21 protein-coding genes and 1 pseudogene are annotated in these 20,421 nt (G+C 70.8%); 9 read left to right on the forward strand and 13 right to left on the reverse strand.

What is annotated here, in order from left to right:
- Nucleotides 1-41: 41 nt before the first annotated feature.
- Complete coding sequence (locus AB0B40_RS12140; protein ID WP_362263844.1) at nt 42-1,370, reverse strand: DUF2254 domain-containing protein; 1,329 nt, start codon at nt 1,368-1,370, stop codon at nt 42-44.
- A gap of 133 nt (nt 1,371-1,503) precedes the next feature.
- Nucleotides 1,504-2,187: pseudogene (locus tag AB0B40_RS12145) on the reverse strand (zinc-binding dehydrogenase); the annotation flags it as partial.
- 154 nt (nt 2,188-2,341) lie between these two features.
- On the opposite strand from AB0B40_RS12145, the gene AB0B40_RS12150 reads away from it, so the two are divergent.
- Nucleotides 2,342-2,977 carry a ParA family protein gene (locus AB0B40_RS12150; RefSeq protein ID WP_345046415.1) on the forward strand — a complete coding sequence of 212 codons (636 nt, stop codon included), beginning with the start codon at nt 2,342-2,344 and terminating at the stop codon, nt 2,975-2,977.
- Nucleotides 2,974-3,228, forward strand: a complete 255-nt coding sequence (locus tag AB0B40_RS12155; protein WP_345046416.1) for a hypothetical protein — start codon at nt 2,974-2,976, stop codon at nt 3,226-3,228. The genes AB0B40_RS12150 and AB0B40_RS12155 overlap by 4 nt, the downstream gene beginning before the upstream one ends.
- Nucleotides 3,229-3,338: 110 nt before the next feature.
- Here the strand turns inward: AB0B40_RS12155 and AB0B40_RS12160 are convergent, their stop codons facing one another.
- From AB0B40_RS12160 to AB0B40_RS12195, 8 genes are all read right to left on the reverse strand, one after another.
- Nucleotides 3,339-3,584 carry a DUF6253 family protein gene (locus AB0B40_RS12160; protein WP_345046418.1) on the reverse strand — a complete coding sequence of 82 codons (246 nt, stop codon included), beginning with the start codon at nt 3,582-3,584 and terminating at the stop codon, nt 3,339-3,341.
- Entirely contained in the window at nt 3,581-4,390 is an 810-nt protein-coding gene (locus tag AB0B40_RS12165; protein WP_362263845.1) for a maleate cis-trans isomerase, read from the reverse strand. The genes AB0B40_RS12160 and AB0B40_RS12165 overlap by 4 nt, the downstream gene beginning before the upstream one ends.
- 28 nt (nt 4,391-4,418) lie before the next feature.
- Complete coding sequence (locus AB0B40_RS12170) at nt 4,419-5,105, reverse strand: transglutaminase-like domain-containing protein (protein WP_362263846.1); 687 nt, start codon at nt 5,103-5,105, stop codon at nt 4,419-4,421.
- A 25-nt stretch (nt 5,106-5,130) separates the two neighbouring features.
- Nucleotides 5,131-6,285, reverse strand: a complete 1,155-nt coding sequence (locus AB0B40_RS12175; protein WP_345046422.1) for an acyl-CoA dehydrogenase family protein — start codon at nt 6,283-6,285, stop codon at nt 5,131-5,133.
- A gap of 79 nt (nt 6,286-6,364) precedes the next feature.
- The gene (locus tag AB0B40_RS12180; RefSeq protein WP_345046423.1) at nt 6,365-6,739 is read right to left on the reverse strand and encodes an ectoine synthase; all 375 of its coding nucleotides are present in this window, start codon (nt 6,737-6,739) and stop codon (nt 6,365-6,367) included.
- A 95-nt stretch (nt 6,740-6,834) separates the two neighbouring features.
- Nucleotides 6,835-7,092: an acyl carrier protein gene (locus AB0B40_RS12185; RefSeq protein WP_345046425.1), complete on the reverse strand. Its 258-nt coding sequence runs from the start codon at nt 7,090-7,092 to the stop codon at nt 6,835-6,837.
- Nucleotides 7,089-8,567 (reverse strand): AMP-binding protein, encoded by a 1,479-nt coding sequence (locus AB0B40_RS12190; RefSeq protein ID WP_362263847.1) that lies wholly within the window; start codon nt 8,565-8,567, stop codon nt 7,089-7,091. The genes AB0B40_RS12185 and AB0B40_RS12190 overlap by 4 nt, the downstream gene beginning before the upstream one ends.
- A 445-nt stretch (nt 8,568-9,012) precedes the next feature.
- Nucleotides 9,013-9,459: a MarR family transcriptional regulator gene (locus AB0B40_RS12195; RefSeq protein ID WP_345046427.1), complete on the reverse strand. Its 447-nt coding sequence runs from the start codon at nt 9,457-9,459 to the stop codon at nt 9,013-9,015.
- A gap of 197 nt (nt 9,460-9,656) precedes the next feature.
- Here AB0B40_RS12195 and AB0B40_RS12200 point away from each other — a divergent pair, with 197 nt between their 5' ends.
- The 4 genes from AB0B40_RS12200 to AB0B40_RS12215 all read left to right on the forward strand — a co-directional run bounded on the left by AB0B40_RS12200 (nt 9,657) and on the right by AB0B40_RS12215 (nt 11,892).
- Nucleotides 9,657-10,145: a nucleoside deaminase gene (locus AB0B40_RS12200; RefSeq protein ID WP_345046429.1), complete on the forward strand. Its 489-nt coding sequence runs from the start codon at nt 9,657-9,659 to the stop codon at nt 10,143-10,145.
- A gap of 5 nt (nt 10,146-10,150) precedes the next feature.
- Nucleotides 10,151-10,798 carry a DsbA family oxidoreductase gene (locus AB0B40_RS12205; RefSeq protein WP_345046430.1) on the forward strand — a complete coding sequence of 216 codons (648 nt, stop codon included), beginning with the start codon at nt 10,151-10,153 and terminating at the stop codon, nt 10,796-10,798.
- Between the two features lie 299 nt (nt 10,799-11,097).
- Nucleotides 11,098-11,418 (forward strand): SMR family transporter, encoded by a 321-nt coding sequence (locus AB0B40_RS12210; protein ID WP_345046432.1) that lies wholly within the window; start codon nt 11,098-11,100, stop codon nt 11,416-11,418.
- A 42-nt stretch (nt 11,419-11,460) separates the two neighbouring features.
- Nucleotides 11,461-11,892, forward strand: coding sequence for a multidrug efflux SMR transporter (locus AB0B40_RS12215; RefSeq protein ID WP_345046434.1), 432 nt, complete (start codon nt 11,461-11,463; stop codon nt 11,890-11,892).
- Nucleotides 11,893-12,144: 252 nt separating this feature from the next.
- Here the strand turns inward: AB0B40_RS12215 and AB0B40_RS12220 are convergent, their stop codons facing one another.
- From AB0B40_RS12220 to AB0B40_RS12230, 3 genes are all read right to left on the reverse strand, one after another.
- Nucleotides 12,145-12,552, reverse strand: coding sequence for an STAS domain-containing protein (locus AB0B40_RS12220; RefSeq protein WP_345046436.1), 408 nt, complete (start codon nt 12,550-12,552; stop codon nt 12,145-12,147).
- Nucleotides 12,553-12,671: 119 nt separating this feature from the next.
- Entirely contained in the window at nt 12,672-12,983 is a 312-nt protein-coding gene (locus tag AB0B40_RS12225) for an STAS domain-containing protein (RefSeq protein ID WP_345046437.1), read from the reverse strand.
- Entirely contained in the window at nt 12,983-17,152 is a 4,170-nt protein-coding gene (locus AB0B40_RS12230; protein ID WP_362263848.1) for a SpoIIE family protein phosphatase, read from the reverse strand. The genes AB0B40_RS12225 and AB0B40_RS12230 overlap by 1 nt, the downstream gene beginning before the upstream one ends.
- Nucleotides 17,153-17,542: 390 nt before the next feature.
- On the opposite strand from AB0B40_RS12230, the gene AB0B40_RS12235 reads away from it, so the two are divergent.
- The 3 genes from AB0B40_RS12235 (at nt 17,543) to AB0B40_RS12245 (ending at nt 20,078) form a co-directional block, all read left to right on the forward strand.
- Nucleotides 17,543-17,908 (forward strand): STAS domain-containing protein, encoded by a 366-nt coding sequence (locus tag AB0B40_RS12235; protein WP_345046440.1) that lies wholly within the window; start codon nt 17,543-17,545, stop codon nt 17,906-17,908.
- A 108-nt stretch (nt 17,909-18,016) separates the two neighbouring features.
- Nucleotides 18,017-18,580: a DNA starvation/stationary phase protection protein gene (locus tag AB0B40_RS12240; protein ID WP_345046441.1), complete on the forward strand. Its 564-nt coding sequence runs from the start codon at nt 18,017-18,019 to the stop codon at nt 18,578-18,580.
- 247 nt (nt 18,581-18,827) lie between these two features.
- Nucleotides 18,828-20,078 carry a PP2C family protein-serine/threonine phosphatase gene (locus AB0B40_RS12245; RefSeq protein WP_345046443.1) on the forward strand — a complete coding sequence of 417 codons (1,251 nt, stop codon included), beginning with the start codon at nt 18,828-18,830 and terminating at the stop codon, nt 20,076-20,078.
- Nucleotides 20,079-20,421: the final 343 nt, after the last annotated feature.

A 20,421-nucleotide genomic window follows, 5' to 3' on the forward strand; every position in this document is an offset into this window, starting at 1 on the left:
CGGGCACGCCAAGACCTCGATCAGTTCCGTCACCGTCGCGGTCAGCGCGTGACGTCGCTCCCGGAGCCGATCCCCTGGTAGTCCGCGGTGAGGGCCGCGGTGATGTCCTCCTCGTCGTCATAGGCCCGTCGGACTCCCGCTTCCAGCAGTCGGAGCTGCCGGTCCAAAGGCTCTTGGCGTTCGGGCGGTGCCAGTCGCTTGAGGTCGTCGATCAGGGCGCGCACGCGCCGGGTCACCTGCGGGGCGGAGCAGCCCGCGAGCCGGATCTCGTCCAGCGCCAGGCGGACGAAACCGTCCCACGTGAGACGTCGGGTGATCACGCGGACCGTGCCGTCCTGGTCGCGGTGACACCCCGGGGGGAAGGGCCGGCACACGAGCTGGCGCAGGCAGTCGTGCAGCCGGTCGATCGACTGCACGGCGGTGGTGCGGTCGTTGAAGGGCTGGGCGATGCTGCGCTCGGTGATGTCGACCAGTTTGCGGATGCCGTAGGCGCAGTCGTCCTCGTGTGTGCGTTCGTCACCGAGGACGACCGCGCGGCGGAGGGCGGCCTGATCGAGGCGGCCGATGTCGCCGCGCACGCGGAAGAGCGGACTGTCGCTGTGCACGAAGTCCCCCATCACCGGGACGGTCTCCAGCACGCAGTCGGCGCGAGCGGCCAGCTGCACCAGCCGGGCGAGATCGAAGCGGACGAGGATCCCCGGCTCCCCGGCGTTCAGCACCTCGTGCCGAACGCCGGTGTCGGCCCTCGGCAGCGCCTCGGCGGTGTCCGGCGGCGGCGCGGGCTCCTCCTCCCGCTCGACCGGGTAGAGGCGGTCGATCTCACGGTGGGTGTGGTCGCCGACCAGGTCGATGAGCCCGGCCGCCCGCATCGAGCGGCTGGAGTGGTGGACGTACAGGATGAGGCCGACGACGCTGGCGAGGACGAGCAGGTACGCGGTGAGGAGGGTCAGGCCGGGCACCCCGGTACGACTTGCCTGGACGTTGCGCATGGCCACGATGGCGAAGGCGAAGGTGGCCGTGAACAGTCCCATGGCCCACTGGCTGACGCGGTCGTGCAGCAGAGCGCCCACGATCCGCGGCGAGAACTGCCCCATCGCCAGCTGCACGGCCACGGTCGTGATGGTGAGCACGAGGGGGATCAGGGTCGTCATCGTGGCGGCGACCGCGCTGAGGATCCCCTGCGCGTTCGTGGAGCTGCCCACGAGGCCCTGGCCAAGCAGGCGGTAGCCGGTGGCGTGGTCGATCGCCAGGGTGCCCAGGCACAGGCCCACACCCCCGGCCAGGCAGAACACCGGGATGACCCACATGCGCGAACGCAGGTACACGAGCGGCCCCGGCACATGCGCGCGGGCGTGGTTCCGGTCCGGCATGTCGCCTCCTTCGGCAGGCCGGGTCGCAGCCCTCGACACGGCCACGATGCGATGCCTTCGGGCGGAAGGAGCCCGGCCGGTGCGCACGGTGGATGCGGTGCGTGGCCTCCCGGGCTCCCGCGGCCGTTTCCTCTCAGCCGCCGTTGGGATGCAGAACGACCTTCGTCCAGCCTTCGTCACGAGCGTCGAAGTGCTCGTAGGCGGTGGGCGCCTCGTCCAGGTTCAGCTCGTGGGACACGATGAAGCTGGGTTCGGCCTTCCCGCCGGCGATCAGGTCCACCGGGGCCTGGCCGGTCCCCATCTTCTGCCCCTTGAACCACATCAGACCGAAGTCGATGGGCACCTTGCCCTGGGCCTCCAGCTCGTTCTGGGCTTCCGCGCCGCCGGGGTCCTCCGGCAGGAAGACCCCCACCACACCGATGTCACCGGTGAAGCGGACGGAGTCGATCAGGCCGTTCAGGGTCAGCGAGGCGTCTTCGTGGCCCTGGGGGTCGTGGGCCTGGTACCCCACGCACTCGCAACCGTTGTCCGCACCCAGACCCAGTGTGGCCTCCTTGATCACCTCAGCGGGGTTCTCCTCGGCGCTGTTGACCGGGATGGCACCGATCTCCTCGGCGACCCGCAGCCTGTCGGGGTGGTGATCGACCACCCACACGCGGCCGGCGCCTTTGAGGACGGCGGAATAGGCCGCCATCAGGCCCACCGGGCCACTGCCGTAGATCACGGTCTGGTCGCCCGGCTTGACGTTCGCCATCTCGGTGGCGTGGTAGCCGGTCGGGAAGATGTCCGCGAGCATCACGTAGTCGACCTGGCGCTCAAGCTTCTTCTGTCCGGAAATGAGGGGCCGCGGCGATCAAGCGTGAGAGGTCCTGGCCCATCGGAGTGATTCACCGGCTCCCCGGGGTGAACCCGGCCGGACGGCTTCGCGCCGGACCCAGGACGTCCGCTCTCCTCCGTTAGCGTCGGCTCCCGTGCCGCTGAGCTATGCCTTCGTGAACCTCAAGCCCGGAGTGGGAAAGACGACCAGCGCCGTCTGGCTGGCCCACGCACTGCACGCGTCGGGCTTCTCGCCGCTGCTCGTGGACAGTGACCCCGCGTCCTCCGCGCTGCGCTGGAGCGAACTCGCGGGTGGTTTCCCGTTCCCCGTCTGCGCCCTTCCGGTGGGCGACGTACACCTGCGCGTCAACGACTTCCTCGGCGGCCGGCAGGCCGTGGTGTTCGACGCCCCCCAGATGGAGGACCACGCCCACATCACCCGGGGCATCATGAGATACGCCGGCGAGTGGATCGTGCCCGTCACTCCCGCCCCGATCGAGCTGGACCGCATGGCGCCCATCGACCGCGAGATGGACGACATGCAGTCCCTGCGCGCCGAGCCGGCCCGTGCCGCGGTCCTGCTGAACCGCACGAACAGGCCCGACGCCACGCGTACCGGTCCCGACGCCGACGCCCGGGAGGCCCTCGTCGAGCGGGGCTTCGACGTGCTGTCCACGTACATTCCGCGGCTCGACCTGTACGCCCAGTCGTTCGGCAGCTCCGTCGAGGTGAAGGGCACGGCGTACATGGACCTCGCGGAGGAACTCATCAAGCGTCAGGACACGGTGTGAACCAACGCAAAGACATGTACCGGGCCGCGCTGCAGCGTCGTCCGGACACCACCACGCCCTCTGCCACCAGGGTGACGCCGGTGGACACCCGGTACGTCAAGGTGGTCATCGAAGTGGATCCCGCCCTGCCACGCGAGGTCACCCGATGGGTCGGCCGGCCCGTGGCCGCGCTCCTGTGGGCGAGCGCCGCGCTACTGCGGCCGTCGGGGCGGGGCCGGTCGGCATGGACGGGCGCGGTCGACGGTTCCTGAGCGCGGCGGACGGCGGTGACGGCGACTCCCGCCCGCTCAGGGGAGCGTGAGGCCGGGGCCCCCGGTGTCGGGAGACCGGGGGCTCCGGCGTGGGGGACGTGCGAACCGGCTCAGACGGGGTCCCTGCGGGAGTGGGTGGTCCCGCCCGCGCGGCGCACGGGGGTGTCCTCCTCCAGGGGGTGGGCGTAGCGGCGGAAGCCGGGGACGTGCTCGGCCCGGTGCAGCGCACCCCGGTACAGGACCATGCCGTGGACGGTGATGCCGTCGTCGCGCCAGCACACGAGGGGGAGCCGGCGGGCGTCCCCCTCGTCGGTGACGAACAGGGCCACGTGCCCGTCGGCCGCCAGCAGGCTCATGCCGCCCCGCCCGGCGGTTCGGTACCGAACAGCCGGCCGTACCCGGTGATCCCGCGGGCCGCTCCGGCCGCTCCGGCCAGGTGCAGGGCGTGCCAGAACAGGACCTGGTTGGCGGTCAGCACCGCGAAGTCCAGCTCCTGCTCCAGGGCGTTGATGACGCCCACCGCGCGGATGCCGTTGCCGGCCACCAGGACCGCGTCGGGCCGGTGCCCGGCGACGGTGGAACGGATCCACTCGGACAGCGCCTCGGGGGTGATCAGCTTCTGGTTGCTGGGCAGCCCGCACGGACCGTGGTGGACGACCTCGAAGCCCTGCTCGGTGAAGTAGTCGGCGCCGAGCCCGGAGAGCCGGTCGTCGAACCACGGCGGGTTGACCAGGGCGATGCGCCGGGCGCCTAGGGCGGTGAACCCGGCCACGGCCGCCGCGGTGGTGCCGGTGAGCGGCATGCCTCGCGTGTACTGGGCGAGCCGGTCGAACAGTTCCTTCTCTCCGCCGGCTCCGAGGACGTAGGCGGAGCTGGTGAAGCCCAGCGCGATGACGTCGAGCGGGGAAGCGGCCAGCAGTTCGACCGCGTTGTCGATGTGCGGCGGCTCCACGAAGGCCCGTACCGGGTCGTGCGGGATCTTCGGGTCCATCTCGCCGCCGGCGCGCATCGCGCCGAAGTGGACGCGCGAGCCGTGCACGAACACGTCCTCCGGCGCGATCGCCTGGAACTCCGACTCCGGGCCGACGTCCGCGTGCGGTACGACCACGCCGATGCGCGCCCGCGCCTCCCAGCCGTCCTTCTCCGCTCGGATGGTGCTCATCTCGGTGTCTCCTCGTCGTCGGGCGGTGTCAGGCGGACGCCTCGGCGGCCAGCGAGCCGCCGCGGACCGTGCCGGTACCGGTGTCGTTCAGGAAGCCGGGGTGCTTGCGGCGCATGTTCGTCATCACGAACTCGTAGGGGACGTCGTCGAATCCGCCGTGGTCGACGAGGAACTCCATGCTCTGGCGGCCCTGGTCGTCGAAGGGGTGGTGCAGGCTGTCGGCGGTGCCGTCGAACTCCAGTGGCTTCATGCCGTACAGCCGGCACAGGATCTTGTTGAACACCGGGGTGGCCTTGACCCATCTGCCGTCCAGGTGGACGGAGTTGAGCCCGTGGAAGAAGACGTCGCCGCCGATGTGGGAGCGCAGCCGGTCGGAGGCGAGGTGGTTGCGCACATCTCCGTAGTGGACGCGGGCGGGAATGCCCACGGCCCGGCAGGCCGCCGCGTACAGCGCCGACTTGTGCAGGCAGAAGCCCTTGCGGGTGGACGCGGTGTGGCTGGCCCGCAGTCCCTGGGGGGACAGGTCGGCCCCGTACACCTCGTAGAAGACGTCGTCACGGACGGCGTAGTACAGCTCGACGGCCAGGCGGCGCTTGTCCGCTCCGCGGTCGGTGACCGCCTCGTCGACGAAGGACTGTACGGCGTCGCTGTCGTGGTCGAGGAAGTCGGTGGGCGCGGTGAGCCGTCGGAGGTCGTCCGGCGTGAGGGCGTTCATGGTGACCCTTTCGTCAGCTCCCGGTTCACAGGCCCAGGAGGGAGGCGATGCGGTTGCGCTGGATCTCGCTGGTGCCGGAGTAGATGGTTCCGCCGACCGCGTTGCGGACGTCCCGCTCGATGCCGGTGGCGGTGAGATAGCCCTGGCCGCCGAAGATCTGGACGGCGTCGAGCGCGGTGCGCTTGTTGGCCTCACTGACCACGGTCTTGGTCGCGGCGACGTCGATCGCGGCGTCCTGACCGGCCTCCACCTTGGCGCCGGTGTCGGTGAGCCACTTGCGGGCGGTCTCCACCGCGATCTTCATGTCGGCGATCTTGTGCCCGACGCCCTGGAAGGCGCCGATCGGTTCACCGAACTGGCGGCGGGACTTGGCGTACTTGAGCACTCGCTCCAGCCGGTGTTCCATCTCACCGAGCGTGAGCGAGAAGGAGAAGAGGATCTCCCGCTTCATCACATGGTCGAGGATCAGGAAGCCGGCGCCCTCCTGGCCGATGCGCCGGGCGGCGGGCACCCGCAGCCCCTCGAAGGTCACCTCGCTCAGCGGGGAGGTGCGCAGGCCCATCTTGCCGAGCGGCTCGCCGACCCGGAGGCCGGGGGTGTCCCGCTCGACCAGGAAGACGCTCAGGCCGAACGGGCCGGGCTTGCCGGTGCGCACGTACAGCAGGAAGAGATCGGCGATGGGGGCGTTGGTGATGAACATCTTGCCGCCGTCGATGACGTAGTCGTCGCCGTCCCGGGTGGCGGTGGTGGAGATGTTCAGGGCGTCGGATCCGTTGCCCGGTTCGGTGATGGCGTGCGCGGTGACCAGTTCGCCCGTGACGATCCCCGGCAGGAACCGGGACTTGAGCTCCTCGGAGCCGAACGCCTGGAGCGGGACGCCGACGCTGACGATCTGCGTGGAGGCGGAGAAGCCCAGGCCGGCGTCGCGGCAGACGCGCCCGAGGCCTTCCAGGGCGCGCATCGTGTCGGTGAGGGTGCCGCCACGGCCGCCGTACCGCGCCTCGAACGGTACGGTGAGCAGTCCCGAGCGCCGGATCGTCTTCCACTTCTCCCAGGGGAACTCCTCGCGGGCGTCCCACTCCTCGACGTCGTGGTTGAGCTCGTCCGCCCAGGGCGCGACGAGGGCGTACGGGTCCGACTCGGTGCCGGCGGTCCGCGGTGCGGACGGTGCGGGTGTCATAGCTGTGCTGCCTTCCGGTACGTCGCTGGTCGGGGCCGGGGCCCCGCCCCGGTGCGGGCGGGGCCCCGGATCGCGGAACTCAGTACTGGGAGAAGCCGTCGGGAGACAGCGTGTGCTTCTCGTCGCCGCGCAGAGCTGGACTGAACACGGAGATCAATCTCAGGTCCTCGTAGTCGGAGGCTATGAGGTAGTGGGCGTCGTTCTGGTCGAGGGCGTAGATGGTGCCCTCGGTGATCTTGTAGCGGTCACCGGACGCGGTGACGACCTCGCCGGAGCCGCCCGTGCAGTAGCAGGCCTCGAGGTGACGGCGGTACTGCAGGGCGCTCGTGGTGCCCTTGCGGACCAGCGTCTCGCACACGGTGAAGCCCATGCCGTCGGCCTCGGTGAGCAGGCGGTGGCTGGTGCCGTTGCCCCACTCGACGGGGGCGAGGTCGCTGGTGCTGCGGACGATCATGGCAGTCTCCTGGGTGTGTGATGGGTCTACCGGACGTTCTTTTGGAAGCGCTCCGGGAGTTGTCTGCGGTGTACTGCGAGGAGCCGGACGACGACTCAGACGGTGGTCTTGGTCGCGTCCTCGACGAACGCCGAAATGGCGCCGATGCTGCGGAAGTTGTCCGGCTTCAGGGGGATGTCGTCGATCGGGATCGAGTAGGCCCGCGAGAGGTGCGAGACGATCCGGACCACGCCCAGGCTGTCGACGACGCCGTTGTCGATGAGGTCGAATTCGGCGGTCAGGTCCGCCGTGTCCTCTCCGTCGAGGAACTCGGCGACGACGTAGCCGCGAATCTGGTCCGCCAGGGAGCTCATGCGGGATTTCCCTTCTGTCGTGTTGCCTTGATGAGGTTGCGGTCGGGTTTTCCCGTGGACGTGCGCGGCAGCGGGGCGTCGCCCACGTGCACGGAGGACGGGATGGCGTGGCGGGGCAGGCGCTCGGCGCTGTGCGAGCGCAGCCGCAGCGAGGTGAGCGAGGTGCCGGCCCGGCGGGTCACCTGGGCGTGCAGCCGGTAGCCGGCCTCGGGGTCGGGGATCGCCACGACGGCGGCCTCGGCGACCTCGGGGTGGGCCGCCAGGACGTTCTCGACCTCCTGCACATTGGTCCGCACCCCGCGGACCTTGACCTGGAAGTCGGTACGCCCGCGCAGCCAGTGCAGGCCGTCGGCGTCCCGGGTGACGAGGTCGCCGGTGCGGTAGAAGACCTCGCCGCCGCCGTCGGGGGCGGGTACGAACACCCCTTCGTTGCGGGAGCGTTGCAGGTAACCGAAGGTCTGGAACGGTGTGGTCACGAGAAGTTCACCGGTCCCGGGACCGTCGAGGACCCGTCCCTCGTCGTCGACCAGCAGGGCCCGCACGCCGGGCAGTGGCCGGCCGATGGGGGTCTGCTCCCCGGCCTGCGCGGGGTCGGCGTCGTGGATGAAGCTGTCGTTGGTCTCGGTGCATCCGAAGACGTTGTGGAAGCCGGCGCCGGGGAAGGCCGTGCCCAGCTGCCGCAGCAGCGCCTGCGGCATCGCGTCCCCGGTGAAGATCACCGTGCGGACCGCCGGGTGGACGGCACCGTCCTGGGTGAGCAGCCGGTGCAGCATGGGCACGCCCTGGACGAAGGTGACCTCGTGCCGGGTCACCAGCTCCTGCAGGTGACGTGCGTCCGCGCTGAACTCCTGCTCGACGAGGACGGCCCGGGCACCCAGCCGCAGCGCGGCCCACACGTCGAGCAGGGAGAGGTCGAAGTTCAGGGGCGCGTAGCTGAGCAGGGTGTCCTGCCCGGTGAGGCGGAACCGGTCGGCCGCCCAGTCGGCGAACCGCTCGAAGGCGGCACCCGGGATGGGCACGATCTTCGGCGTACCGGTGGAGCCGGAGGTGGTGAGCAGCAGGGACGCGGTGTCGGGGTCCACGGTGTCGAAGTCCCGTGCGGCCTCCTCGTCCGGTACGACCGGGGCGGTGTCGAGCAGCCCTTGGTCGTCGACGGTCAGCACGTGGGAGCACCGGGCCTGGACGGCGAGCGCCGCACGGGCGGCCGAACCCAGTTCGGGTGAGGGCGCCAGGACCGCGTACCCGGCCCGGAAGGCGCCGATGAGCAGGGCGATCGTCGCGGGTGTCTTGTGTGCGGGCACGCAGAGCGGCTGTCGCCGGTCGAGCCCGAGACCGTCCAGGGCGCCGGACAAGTCCTCGGCGAGGTCGACCAGTTCGCGGTACGTCACCTGCTGCTCGCCCCGGATCAGGGCCACCTGGTCGGGCCGGCGCCGGGCGTACGCGGTCAGCGTGTCGAGAAGGCGTGGTAAAGGCACAGTCCCCCCTTTTCATTCACCTGTACATGTCAACGGACATGCCCAAGGGGGGTGTGTGCGCCCAAGTGGCGCCGACCGACTCGCGAAGCCCGGCGACCGGCTGGCCAGCCGGCCCGACGCTTCACCCCCCGTGAGCAATTCGCGACCAACCGTACCGGTGGTGCATGCAGAGTCAAGCATGTAACTGCCGTGCCGCTCAGTGATGCACATCACTGGAACCAGGTCGGTTCGAGGCGCCCTCGTTTGCTTGGTGAACGATGCGTTTCGGGCAGATGCAACGGCTTCCACGAAGGTGTCGCAGCGCTTAAAGAAGGGTGTGCCGCGTGGCGTCGCACGTTTACCGGGACATGCTCGCCCGGGTACGGAAACGTCGAAAGCCGCCCCCGGGGGACGGCTTTCGGCAAACGGTTTCCCGGGCGGAGCCCGAGGGGGACGGCAGTGCCGTTCAGAGGGCGCTGCGCAGCGCCTGGACCGTCCCGGCCAGCTCCGGGGTGGCGCCGGCGGTGTTCAGCGCGGCACTGAGGACGTCGGAGTAGGTACCGCGCGCGTCCGCGTAGCGCTTCTTTCCCTCGTCGGTGATGACGGCGTAGACACCGCGCTTGTCGTCGGGACACAGATCCCTGAAGGCATAGCCGGCCGTGAAGAGCCTGCCGACCAGCCGGGTCACCGAGCTCTGCCCGAGCCCGACCTTCTCGGCGAGTTCCTGCATGCGCAGCTCGCCGTCCTCGGCCTGGACGAGACACTCCAGGGCGCGGAATTCGGAGAGCCCTATTCCGTGTCTGCGCTGAAGGGCCTGGGTGAGCTGGCGCTCCACGTGCGCGTGCAGGGTGAGGACTCTGCCCCACATGGCCTGGTCGGACGAGGCGGCCGACGCAAAGGAGATCGTGGTCATGAGGCAGCTTCCTCTCAGGCGGCGCGTTGACAACAAGATACATGTTCATGCAAGCTTTATCCGCCGGCTCGACCTTTCCGCCGGAACGCATGGGATCCAACAACATGCACGTACAAGCAAGGATCGAGGGTCCATCCTTCGATCACCGGCGGTGCCAGCCCGCCCGCCCGAACCACGGTCCGAGCCGGGGAGTAAAGGTGTCCCACTACGAAATCCCAGAGCGCGAACTGACCGAGTACGCCCGGGAGGCGGTACGGCTCAGCAGCGAACACGTCGCCGAGGGCGGTATCCCGTTCTCCGGAGTGGTGGTCAACGACGGCCGCGTCCTCGGCACCGGCTTCAACCGCGTACGCGAGGACAACGACCCCACCGCCCATGCCGAGGTGGTCGCGCTGCGCGAAGCCGCCGCCAGGTACGGGCTGCACGCCACCGCCGGGGCCACGCTGATCGCCTCCGGTGAGCCCTGCGCGCTGTGCTACATGGCGTCGCTGTACTTCAACGTCGGCCACATCGTCCACGTGGTCGACCGCAAGACGGCCGCGCAGTACGGCTTCGACTACTCCGGGTCCTACTCGATCTTCGCCGAGGACCCGGCCATGTGGCCGATCAGGGTCTCCGCGCTGCAGATCCCGGAAGGGACGAAGCCGTTCGAAGACTACCTCGCCATCAACCGGAGGCGGATGTGAACGAGATGGCAGCAACCAAGGTCAAACTCAAAGTCTGGTCGGACTACGTCTGTCCGTTCTGCATGCTCGCCGAGGGCCCGCTGCACGAGGCCACCCACGACCTCGACGTCGAGATCGAGTGGATGCCGTTCGAACTGCGGCCCCACCCGGCCCCCACGCTGCGGCCGGAGGACGAGTACCTGCCCGCCATCTGGGCCAGTTCGGTCTACCCGATGGCCCGCCGCATGAACGTCGACATCACCCTGCCCACCGTGTCACCGCAGCCGTACACCCGGCTGGCGTTCGAGGGCTACCAGTACGCGGCCGAACACGGCAAGGGCGCGGAATACACCCCGCGCGTGCTGCGGGCCTTCTTCCGGGAGAACCGGGACATCGGCCGACTGGACGTCCTCACCGACATCGCATCCGAACTGGGCCTGGACGAAACCGGTTTCACCGAGGCGCTGACAGCCGGGACCTACACCGAGACCCACCGGGCGGCGCTGCGGACCGCCGAGGCGTACCGCATCTCCGTCGTCCCAACGATCATCGTCGACGAACGCCACCGCCTGGAAGGCGTGCCCTCCGTGTCCCGGATCCGCAAGGCCGTACTCGACGTGCAGGCCGAACAGGCGGTCGCCCGTGGTGCCGCCTGCGGTACCGACGGGTGCTGAGAGAAGCCCTCAGCGCACTGCGGTGAAGACAGCGGCGCCCGCAACCGCTCTCTGACGGCAGCGAGGCCGCCTTCACCGCGCCCCTCGCCCGGCCGTCGTCCGCCCGCGAAACGGCTCGCGAACCGGCTCGCGGTCGCGACGGCGACCGAGTCCACGCCGGCCGACCCTGAGCCGGCCGTTGTCCACTCCGCCCGGCCTCCTGGCGGACCACCGCTTCGCCTGCCCGCCACTCCCCCGGTACGGCGAACCCGCCGGCGCGGCCTCGCGACGCCGGTCTCCACCGAACGAAAGGACCACCCATGCAGTGGGTCTACCTCGCCATCGCGGACGTCTTCGAGATCGCCGTCGCCATCGCGGCCGGCAAGGCCGAAGGCTTCAAGAACCGCCCGTGGACCATCGCGACCCTGGTCAGCGGTGCCATCGGAACCTTCTTCCTCAGCAAGGCCCTGCTGACCTTCGACGTCGGCGTCGGCTACGCCATCTGGACGTCCGTCGCCGGTATCGGGATCACCCTTCTCGGAGCCCTGCTCTTCGGCCAGCGCCTGAACTGGCGCAAGGCGCTCGGCATCGCCGTCATCATCGCCGGGGTCGTCGGCCTCCAGCTCAGTGGCGCCGCCTGACCATCCCCGTCATCCGACCGCTTCACGAAAGGATCCGCGTCGATGTCCAACAACAGTCCCTCCTCGGCCAACTCCTGGCTCACTCTCCTCCTCGCCGGAGGTTTCGAGATCGGCTACGCGCTCTCCGTCGGCGGAAGCCACGGCTTCACTCGCCTGACGTGGTCGCTGGTCGCCGTCGTGTTCTTCCTTCTGACGCTCTGGGCACTGAGCGTCGCGCTGAAGACCATCGATGTCGGCATCGGGTACGCCGTCTGGGCAGGGATCGGGGCAGCCGGTGCGGCAGTGCTCGGTCCCGTCTTCTTCGACGAGAAGCTCAGCACGGTCCAGGCGCTGTGGTTGGGCCTGATCATCGTGGGGGTGGTCTGGCTCAAGCTCGCCGACAGGCCGCAGAGCACCCCGGAGTCGGCCGACGGGCCGCAGAACACCCAGGTGATCGCTGCCAGGCCGCAGGAAGCACAGGGTGCCGAACGCTGAAGGATGCTCAGCCCGGGTCTGCCTGAACACCGTTCACGGCGACGGTCGGCCTGGGTCGCGAGACTGATCCAGGGGCTGGGCGCGATCCCGATCCAGCGCTCTTCGGGCCGAATCTGCCGGTCGGCAGGTTCGGCCCGTGGCGTCGGGCAGATCGCGTTCCTCGAAGGCGGTGCCGAGAAACTGCTGACCGTCGAGGCCGCTAGGCACCGGTGACGAGACGGCTGCCCGGTTCCCCGCCCTCCGCACGACCGGTCAGTCGCGTGTGCCGGCGTCCGCGTCGGCATCACCGGATGTACCGGCGGCGGTCCGGGCGGCCAGTGCGTCGGCGACCGTGGGGTGGACCGGGAGCAGCTGGGAGATGCCGGTCATGGTGATCATGCGCAGGAGACGGTCGGGGACTTCGGCGAGGCGGAGCGAGCCGCCTGCCTGCTGGGTGGCGTGCAGGAGGTGGATGAGGGTGCTGAGGCCGGTGGAGTCGACGAAGTCGACGTGGGTCAGGTCCAGGACGAGATGCGGGAGGCCCTGGTCGACGACGGCGAGGGCGTGCGCGCGCAGGGCGGACGCGGTATGCAGGTCCACGTCACCGGCGACGGCGACGACGGCGAGGCCTTCGCCGGTGTGCTGGACGGTCATGTGGAGGGTGTCGGACACGCTGGTCATCACTCCTGGCCGGAAGGCGCGGGCACTGCGGTGGTCTGGGCGCGGGCGGTGACGCCGTCGGCGGCGGCGGCGTCGGGGACGGTGGCGGGCAGCGCCCGCGGGGTTCGCGGGGGCACCGGTCACGGCTGGGACGCGTCGTCGGGGCTGAGACCGTGAACGGTGACCAGAGCGGCGAGCCCCGAGACGGTGAGGACGGACTCCAGCAGCGGCGGGACGACGAGCTCCAGTCTGTCGGCGTGGGTGAAGAGCACGCTGAGCCCGGCGCTGTCGAGGTACTCCACCTCGGTCAGGTCCAGGACGAGGGGCCCTGAGCCGGCATCGAGGGCGTCGGCCAGGGATCCGGCATTGCTCATGTCGATCTCGCCTCTGACCGCGAGATGCGGAGTACCGTCCGGCCGCCGTCCGGTGGTGAGCGTGAGGGGGGTGGTCATCAGGCGATCCTCATCTGCATGTCGACGGTGGTGCCGGACGGGCCGGGCGTGATGGTGACCTGCTGCATCATGGCCCGCATGAGGCCCACGCCCCGGCCGCGGTGGGCGTTCAGCTCGGGTTGCGGAGTCTTCCACCGGCCGCTGTCGGCGACCGTCAGGCGCAGGCTGTCGACCAGAGCTTCGGCCCGCAGCCGTACGGCCTCCCCCGGGGCGTGCCGGTGGCCGTGCTCGATGGCGTTGGCACACGCCTCCCCGGCGGCGACGAGAATGTTCTGCACGGTGTTCGGGGGCAGGTCGCACTGGGCGAGCCAGCTGCGCAAGGCCTTGCGCACCGGGGCGAGTTGGGACGACTCGGCCGGGAAGGACATGTCCAGGGGCGCCGGGTGCCGGTACAGCAGCAGCGCCACGTCGTCGTCGTAGCCGCCGGCCGGTGCGAGCCGCGACATCACCTCGGTGGCGAGAGTGTCGACCGGCATGTCGCGGCCCTCCAGCACGGCTTCGCTCGCCTGGTCGATCCCGACGCTGAGCGGGCGTCGGCGGCGTTCGACGAGCCCGTCGGTGTACAGCAGCAGCGTGGCCCGCGCGGGCAGGGCGCACGCGGCCTCCGGACGCTCCCGGCCCGGTCGTACGGCCAGTGGCAGGGAACGTCCCTCGTCCAGCAGCCGTGTGGTGCCGTCGGGGTGGGCGACGATGCCCGGCGGGTGTCCGGCGCTGGAGTAGGTCAGCTGCCCCGTGGCGGGATCGAGGACACCGCAGAAGACGGTGGTGCACATGGCGCCCGGGACGCTCGCGGCGAACCGGTCCAGGGCCGTCAGCGTCCGGCCGGGGCTGGGATCCATCAGCATCAGCGCCCGGCAGGCGCTGCGCAGCTGCCCCATCACGCTCGCCGCTTCCAGTCCGCGTCCGACGCAGTCGCCGACGACGATGCCGATCCGCCCGTCCGCCAGGGCGACGGTGTCGTACCAGTCGCCCCCCACCTCCAGCGGGCGGCTGGCGGGCTCGTACCGGACGGCGAAGCCCTCGGGGAGGCTGGCCGGGCCGAGGATGGCCCGTTGCAGCGCGATCGCGGTCTCCCGCTGCTGGTCGATCTGGTGCGCCCGGACCAGGCCCTGGGCGAGGTGCCCGGCCAGCAGCGACAGCAGCAGCTGGTCCTCGGAGGTGAAGGGCCGGTGAACCCCGAGGTCGATCCACAGGGCCAGCGGGCCGTCGGGGTGTTCCAGCAGGACTCCGGCCCCGGTGTCCCCGGCCACCGGGGTGAGCGGTGAATGGTGGCGGAGTCCGGCGAGCGCCTCCCGGCGTCCCGCGGGCAGCCCCTCCCAGCGCAGGTCCGGTTCCGTGGAGGTGAAGGTGGGCACCTCGGTGCGCTCGAAGACGGCGGCCACCACGCTCCGCGCGCGCCACAGGGTCTTCAGTTGTTCCAGGGCGCCGGACAGCGCCTCGGGCAGGCTGACCGCCCGGGACAGGGAGGTGGTCAGCGCGGCCAGTGCCGTCTCGCGCTGGACGGCGTAGTGCTCGGCGGTCACGTCACGGAAGGTACCGACGGTGACCTGGCGTCCGGTGTCCGGGTCCTGGGCCTTGTTGAAGGTGATGGCCACCCACAGCCGGTGGCCGTCGCGGTGGATGACGGGGATCGTGTAGGAACCCTGGTCGCGTTCCAGCAGGTCGGCGAAGGCGTGGCCGACCTGCCGGTGCGCCTCGGGCTCGGCGGCGGCGTCCGGCCACCACGGATGGACCGGGGCGTACGGCAGGTGCTCGGGGCCGTAGCCGAGGATGTCGGAGAACGCGGTGTTGATCTCCACGACGGCCCCGGACTCGTCGCAGACGAAGAACGCCTCCTGGAGGGAGTCGATGAGCGCCGCCCGCCAGCGGACGTGGTGGCTGCGCAGCCGCGCCAGTTCGACGTTCGCGCGCACCCGGGCCAGGAGTTCGGCGGCGGCGAACGGCTTGACGAGATAGTCGTCGGCGCCGGCGTGCAGCCCCTCGATCGACGCCTCCTGACCGGCCCGGGCCGACAGCAGCAGCACGGGCACCGAGGCCGTACGGGCGTCTCCGCGCAGCCTCGCCACCAGTTCCAGTCCGTTCAGCCGTGGCATCATCACGTCGCTGACGACGAGGTCGGGGCTGTCGCGGCGGACGGAGCGGAGGGCCTCGACGCCATCGGTGACGGCGTTGACCTCGTAACCCGCCCCGGCCAGAATCCGCGTGAGGTACTCGCGCATGTCGGCGTTGTCGTCCGCCACCAGCACGCGGGCGCTGACGGCGGGCCCGGCGCTCGGCATCGCGCCGTTCACCTCTGCCCGCGCGACCGTGTCGTCGGCCGCCACGCCGGTGTCGCTCCCGGGCAGCCAGCGCATGGCCTCCTGGACATAGGGGTCGGCGGTGCCGGTGGCCGCGCCGGCGCCCGCTTCGGACACCACGGACTCGGCGGGCAGATGGGCGGTACCGAACGGCAGCCGGATGGTGAAGGTCGTGCCCGCTCCCTCGGTGCTCTCGGCCGTGATCGTGCCGCCGTGCAGGCCGACCAGCTCCCGCACCAGGGCCAGCCCGATGCCACTGCCCTCGTTCGAGCGGGAGCGGGCGTTCTCGATGCGGTGGAACCGTTCGAACAGCCGGGGCATCTCCGCCTCCGGCACCCCGATGCCGCTGTCGGCCACGGTCACCACGGCCTGCGTGTCCTCGCCCCGCACGCTCACCCGGACGGCACCGTCGAAGGTGAACTTCAGCGCGTTGCTGAGCAGGTTGAGGACCACCTTCTCCCACAGGCCGCGGTCGACGTACACCGGCTCGTCCATGTCCGGGCAGTCCACGTCGAAGGCGAGCCCGGCCTTCTCCACGGCCGAGCGGAAGACGCTGGCCAGCTCGGCGGTCACCACGGCCAGGTCGACCGGCTCGTAGCGGGCCTGCATCCGACCGGCCTCGATACGGGAGAAGTCCAGGAGCGTGTTGACCAGCTTGCCCAGCCGCAGCCCGTTGCGGTGGACCACGTCGAGTTCCCGCCGTACGGGGTCCTCCGCGCCGGGGAACCGGGCGCGCAGTTCCTCGACGGGACCCATGATCAGGGTCAGTGGGGTCCGGAACTCGTGGCTGATGTTGGAGAAGAAAGTGGTCTTGGCCCGGTCCAGCTCGGCCAGTTCCTCCGCCCGCCGCTGCTGCGCCTGATAGCTGCGGGCGCTGCCGATGCCGGACGCGATGTGTCCCGCGGTCAGCTCGATGAAACCCCGGTAGCCCTGGTCGAGGACGCGGTAGCGGTTGAGGGCCGCGACGAGGAAGCCGTACGGCGCGCTGCCCTGCTGCAGGAGCGGGACCGCCAGTGCCTGGACCGGTGGCTCGGGCCAGCCGCCGGCCGGCAGTTCGGCGAAGGCGTCGCCGGTGAGGGGCACGGGGACCGCCTCGCCTCTGGCCAGGGCCGCGACAGGCCACACACCGTCGGGGTCGTCAACCGTCATGACGGCCGGCGCGGCCGGGTGACCCGGGGCGATGCCGGTGGCTCCGGCCAGCCGGGCGGTGTCGCCGTCGAACAGGTAGGTCAGCGTGAAGGGCAGGTCCTGCCGGTTGGTGGTCAGCTGCCGGTCGGCGAAGGCCAGCACCTCCTGCTCGGTACGGATCACGCTCGGGTCCGAGCCCAGGTCCCGCAGCGTGGCCATGCGCCGCTCGCCGATCACCCGGTCGGTGTCCTCGCTGACCACGCAGAGCATGCCCACCACGTCACCGGCGTCGTCGCGCAACGGGCTGTAGGAGAACGTGTGGTACGTCTCCTCGCTGTAGCCGGAACGCTCCAGGAACAGCAACAGCCCCTCGTCCCAGGTGGCTTCGCCGGTGCTGAGCACGGTCTCGATGCGCGGGCCGATGTCGTCCCAGATCTCCGCCCACACCTCGTTGGCGGGCCGGCCCAGCGCCCACGGGTACTTGCGGCCCAGCGTGTCGCGCCGGTAGGCGGCATTGCAGAAGAAGGTCAGCTGCTCCCCCCAGGCCATCCACATGGGGAACCGGGAGGACAGCAGGATGCTGACGGCCGTCTGCAGGCTCTGCGGCCACTGTCGCGGCGGACCCAGGGGCGTGGCCGTCCAGTCCACCTCGGCGAGGTGGCTGCCGACCTCGCGGTCGGCGGCGAACACATCGCCGTCGGCCGCCGTCGGCGGCCCGTGTTCAGCGTCGTCCGAACTCGCCACGCGACAACCTTCCCCTCATGCCGAACCCACTCCGCGGCCCTCAGCGCCGCCGGCCCGCGCCCGTTCCCCGACCGCGTGCCCCTGCCTGTCTGCCCCCGGAACCGCCGCCCGACGCCGACCGGTCCCCGCCTGCCCCCGCACGGGCGACGACCGCCGCGTTGTGGCAGAGATCCCTCAAGCCCTGCGAACACATGACCCGTCAGCGAAAAACCATGTATGTCCAGGCGGGCAGTCGCGATTCCGTAGGATAATCCAGGCCGGCCGGGAAACCTGTGCAGGTAGCACATAATCACGTGAGCACCGGGACGGAGGAGGCATGCTCGTCGCACGCGACGGGGGCCGGGCGCGATCCGCTGCCCCGTCCGATCGACTCACCGCACAGGAGACACGGTGAACGAGACAGAGGGCGCTCTCGCCATCAGCGCGCATCCCTCCCGGTCAGGGCTGGTGGTACTCCGCCTGGCCGGGGATCTGGACCACTACACGGGCCCCAGGCTCCGTCAGGCCGTGGAGGACGTGCTGCGCGCTCCCGGCCCGGGCGTCATCGCCGATCTGTCGGAACTGGCGTACTGCGACTCCACCGGGATGACCATGATCATCACGGCCTACCATCGGGCCCTGGCCGCAGGCTCCTCCTTCTCGGTCGCGGCACTCAGCCCGGCCATGGTCCAGCTCTTCCGCGTGGCCGGACTCGACCAGCTCTTCACACTGCACGCCAGCGTTCAGGAGGCCGTCGACGCGCTGGGCGCCGGCTGACTCGGGCGCGACCGGAGCCGCGACCGCCGCACATCCAGGTCTGACCAGGCCGAATCGGGGCAACCGTGCTGATGCAGTGACGTACCCCGACGAAAACCGAGGTGAGGCATGACGCAGGATCTGACCCCGAAGTACACGGTCCCCGGCATCGAGCGCGAGGCGGCCGGCCGGCTGATCGGTTCCCTCCGGCTGCGTCTGCACGCGCTGAACGATCTTCACCTGACGCTGAAGCACGTGCACTGGAATGTCGTCGGACCGCATTTCATCGCCGTTCACGAGATGATCGACCCGCAGGTGGACCGGGTGCGGGAGATGGCCGACGACGTGGCGGAGCGCATCGCCACGCTCGGCGGTGTCGCGCCGGGCACGCCGGGAGCGCTCGTCGCCGAACGCACCTGGGACGACTACTCCATCGGCCGGGCCGACGCGATCGCCCATCTCGGCGCGCTCGACCTCGTCTACACGGGAGTGATCGAGGGCGTCCGTGCCGCGATCAAGGAGGCGGGGGACCTCGACACCGCCACCGAGGATCTGCTGATCGAGCAGCTGCGCGATCTGGAGCAGTTCCAGTGGTTCGTGCGGGCCCACCTCGAGAGCGCGGGCGGCACGCTCGCCACCGGGCAGGCCCGGACGGAAAAGGAGGCCGCGGCCAGGGGAGCCGAGCTGGGCTGAGCGGCTGAGCGGTCGTGCCCGTGCGGGACGGACAGGGCCCCTGGACGCTCGGTCCGGGGGCTCTGCCTGTGAGCCGTTCCGCGGGGCGCGAGACCGGCACGGTCAGCTGGTGACGCCCGTGAGACCGCGCGGTCAGCTGGTGACGCCCGCGGTGAGGATCACGGCCCCGCACGGGCCGGAAGAGCGCGCGATCTTCTGGAACGATGGTGTTACCCATGCCGAGTGCCCTGCGTCTAGGGTGGTGAGCGTGGCGGGAGGTCACGAGTCGTCCCTTCGACCGACGCCGGCGGATCCCCTCGACCCCGGCGGCTCATCCGAGCTGGGCGTCGACGCGGCGCCCCAGCTGAGCGCGCTGCGCTCCGCGGTGCGCATCGGCAGCACACTCGACGAGGACACCACGTATGCCGAGCTGATCCGGGAGGTCGCCGGGCAGGTGGGAGGCTCGGCGGCCGTGCTGCGCCTCGTCGCCGGAACCCTCTCGCAGTACGAGGACGTCGCCGGGGACCCGGCGCTCCTCCCCGCCCCCTGGTGGACCGCGGCGGCGTCGCAGCAGGTGGCGGGCCAGACAGGCGACGGTTCCCCGCGTCCGGTGGTGGGGCACGCCGGCCGTGCGCTCTGTGTGCCGCTGGCCGTGCCCGGCCACTGCTACGGCGTGCTGGTGAGCGCCCGCGAGGAGACGCCGTTCACGGAGGCGGAGACGCAGGTCGTGGCGTTCCTCGCCGAGCTGGCCGCCTCTCATGTGCGGCACGCGCGGGAGTACGACGCGGTGAGCGGCATGGTCGGCAAGCTGCAGCGCGCGCTGCTGTCCGAGCCCGGCCGGCCGCACCCCAACCTGGACGTGGCCATCCGCTATCTGCCCGCCGGGCAGAACGCCCTGATCGGCGGGGACTGGTGCGAGACCGTCCGGCTCCACTTCGGCCGTACGCTGCTCGTCGTCGGTGATGTCATGGGACACGGCTTGGAGGCCGCCGTCGACATGAACGCCTACCGCTCCTCCCTGCGCTACATAGCCTCCGCCGACCTTCCACCGCACCGGGTGCTGCGCCAGCTCGACGACCTCGCCTCCGACGAGCCCGAGCGCAGGCCCGCGACCTGCCTGGTCGCACAGGTCGACCCCAACCGGGGCCAGGTCACCCTTGCCAGCGCCGGTCACCTGCCGCCCGCGGTGATCGACGGTGCGGGCCGCGCCTCACTGTTGCGGGTGCCGGTCGGCCCGCCACTGGGCACGGGCCTGGGCGGCTACGAATCGACCACCTACCGGCTGGACCCGTCGCAGACGGTGCTGCTCTTCACCGACGGACTCGTCGAGCGCCGTGGCGAGGACATCGACCAGTCCCTGCAACGGCTGGCGGACGTCGGCTTCGACGCCGCTCCGGCCGTCGACGACGTCCTCGACACGACGCTGGCCCGCCTCGACGCCCGGCACGCGGAGGACGACGTCGCGATCCTGGCCGCCCGGCTGCACCACCGCTCCCCGCCGGCGCACGGCGGGCGGTGAGCTTTCCCGGGCCCGGGCCCGGGTCCGGGTCCGGCTCCGGGCGCTTGCGGGCTGAGCTGACGAACATCCCCCCGATCATGTGCGGGAACAGGGTGACGCGCGGGAGCCGGCCGGGTCGGGGCCCAGGAGGCGGCCGTGGCGGGACAGGGTGCATGACGGCAGTGGCCATGGACGCGGTCCCACGGGCCTGCTCCACCGGGCACGTCGACCACGTTGGTGAGCGGAGCAGGGCAGGTTTGTCTGCCGATGCACGGCATCGACACCGCGAGCGCACAGGTCCGCGCTGCGTCGCCGCGCGCGCCCCTGCCATGGGAGGCATCGGCTCGTACCCCGGGCAGCGTTG

The organism is Streptomyces sp. NPDC042638 (assembly GCF_040647235.1).
GTDB lineage: Bacteria > Actinomycetota > Actinomycetes > Streptomycetales > Streptomycetaceae > Streptomyces > Streptomyces rameus.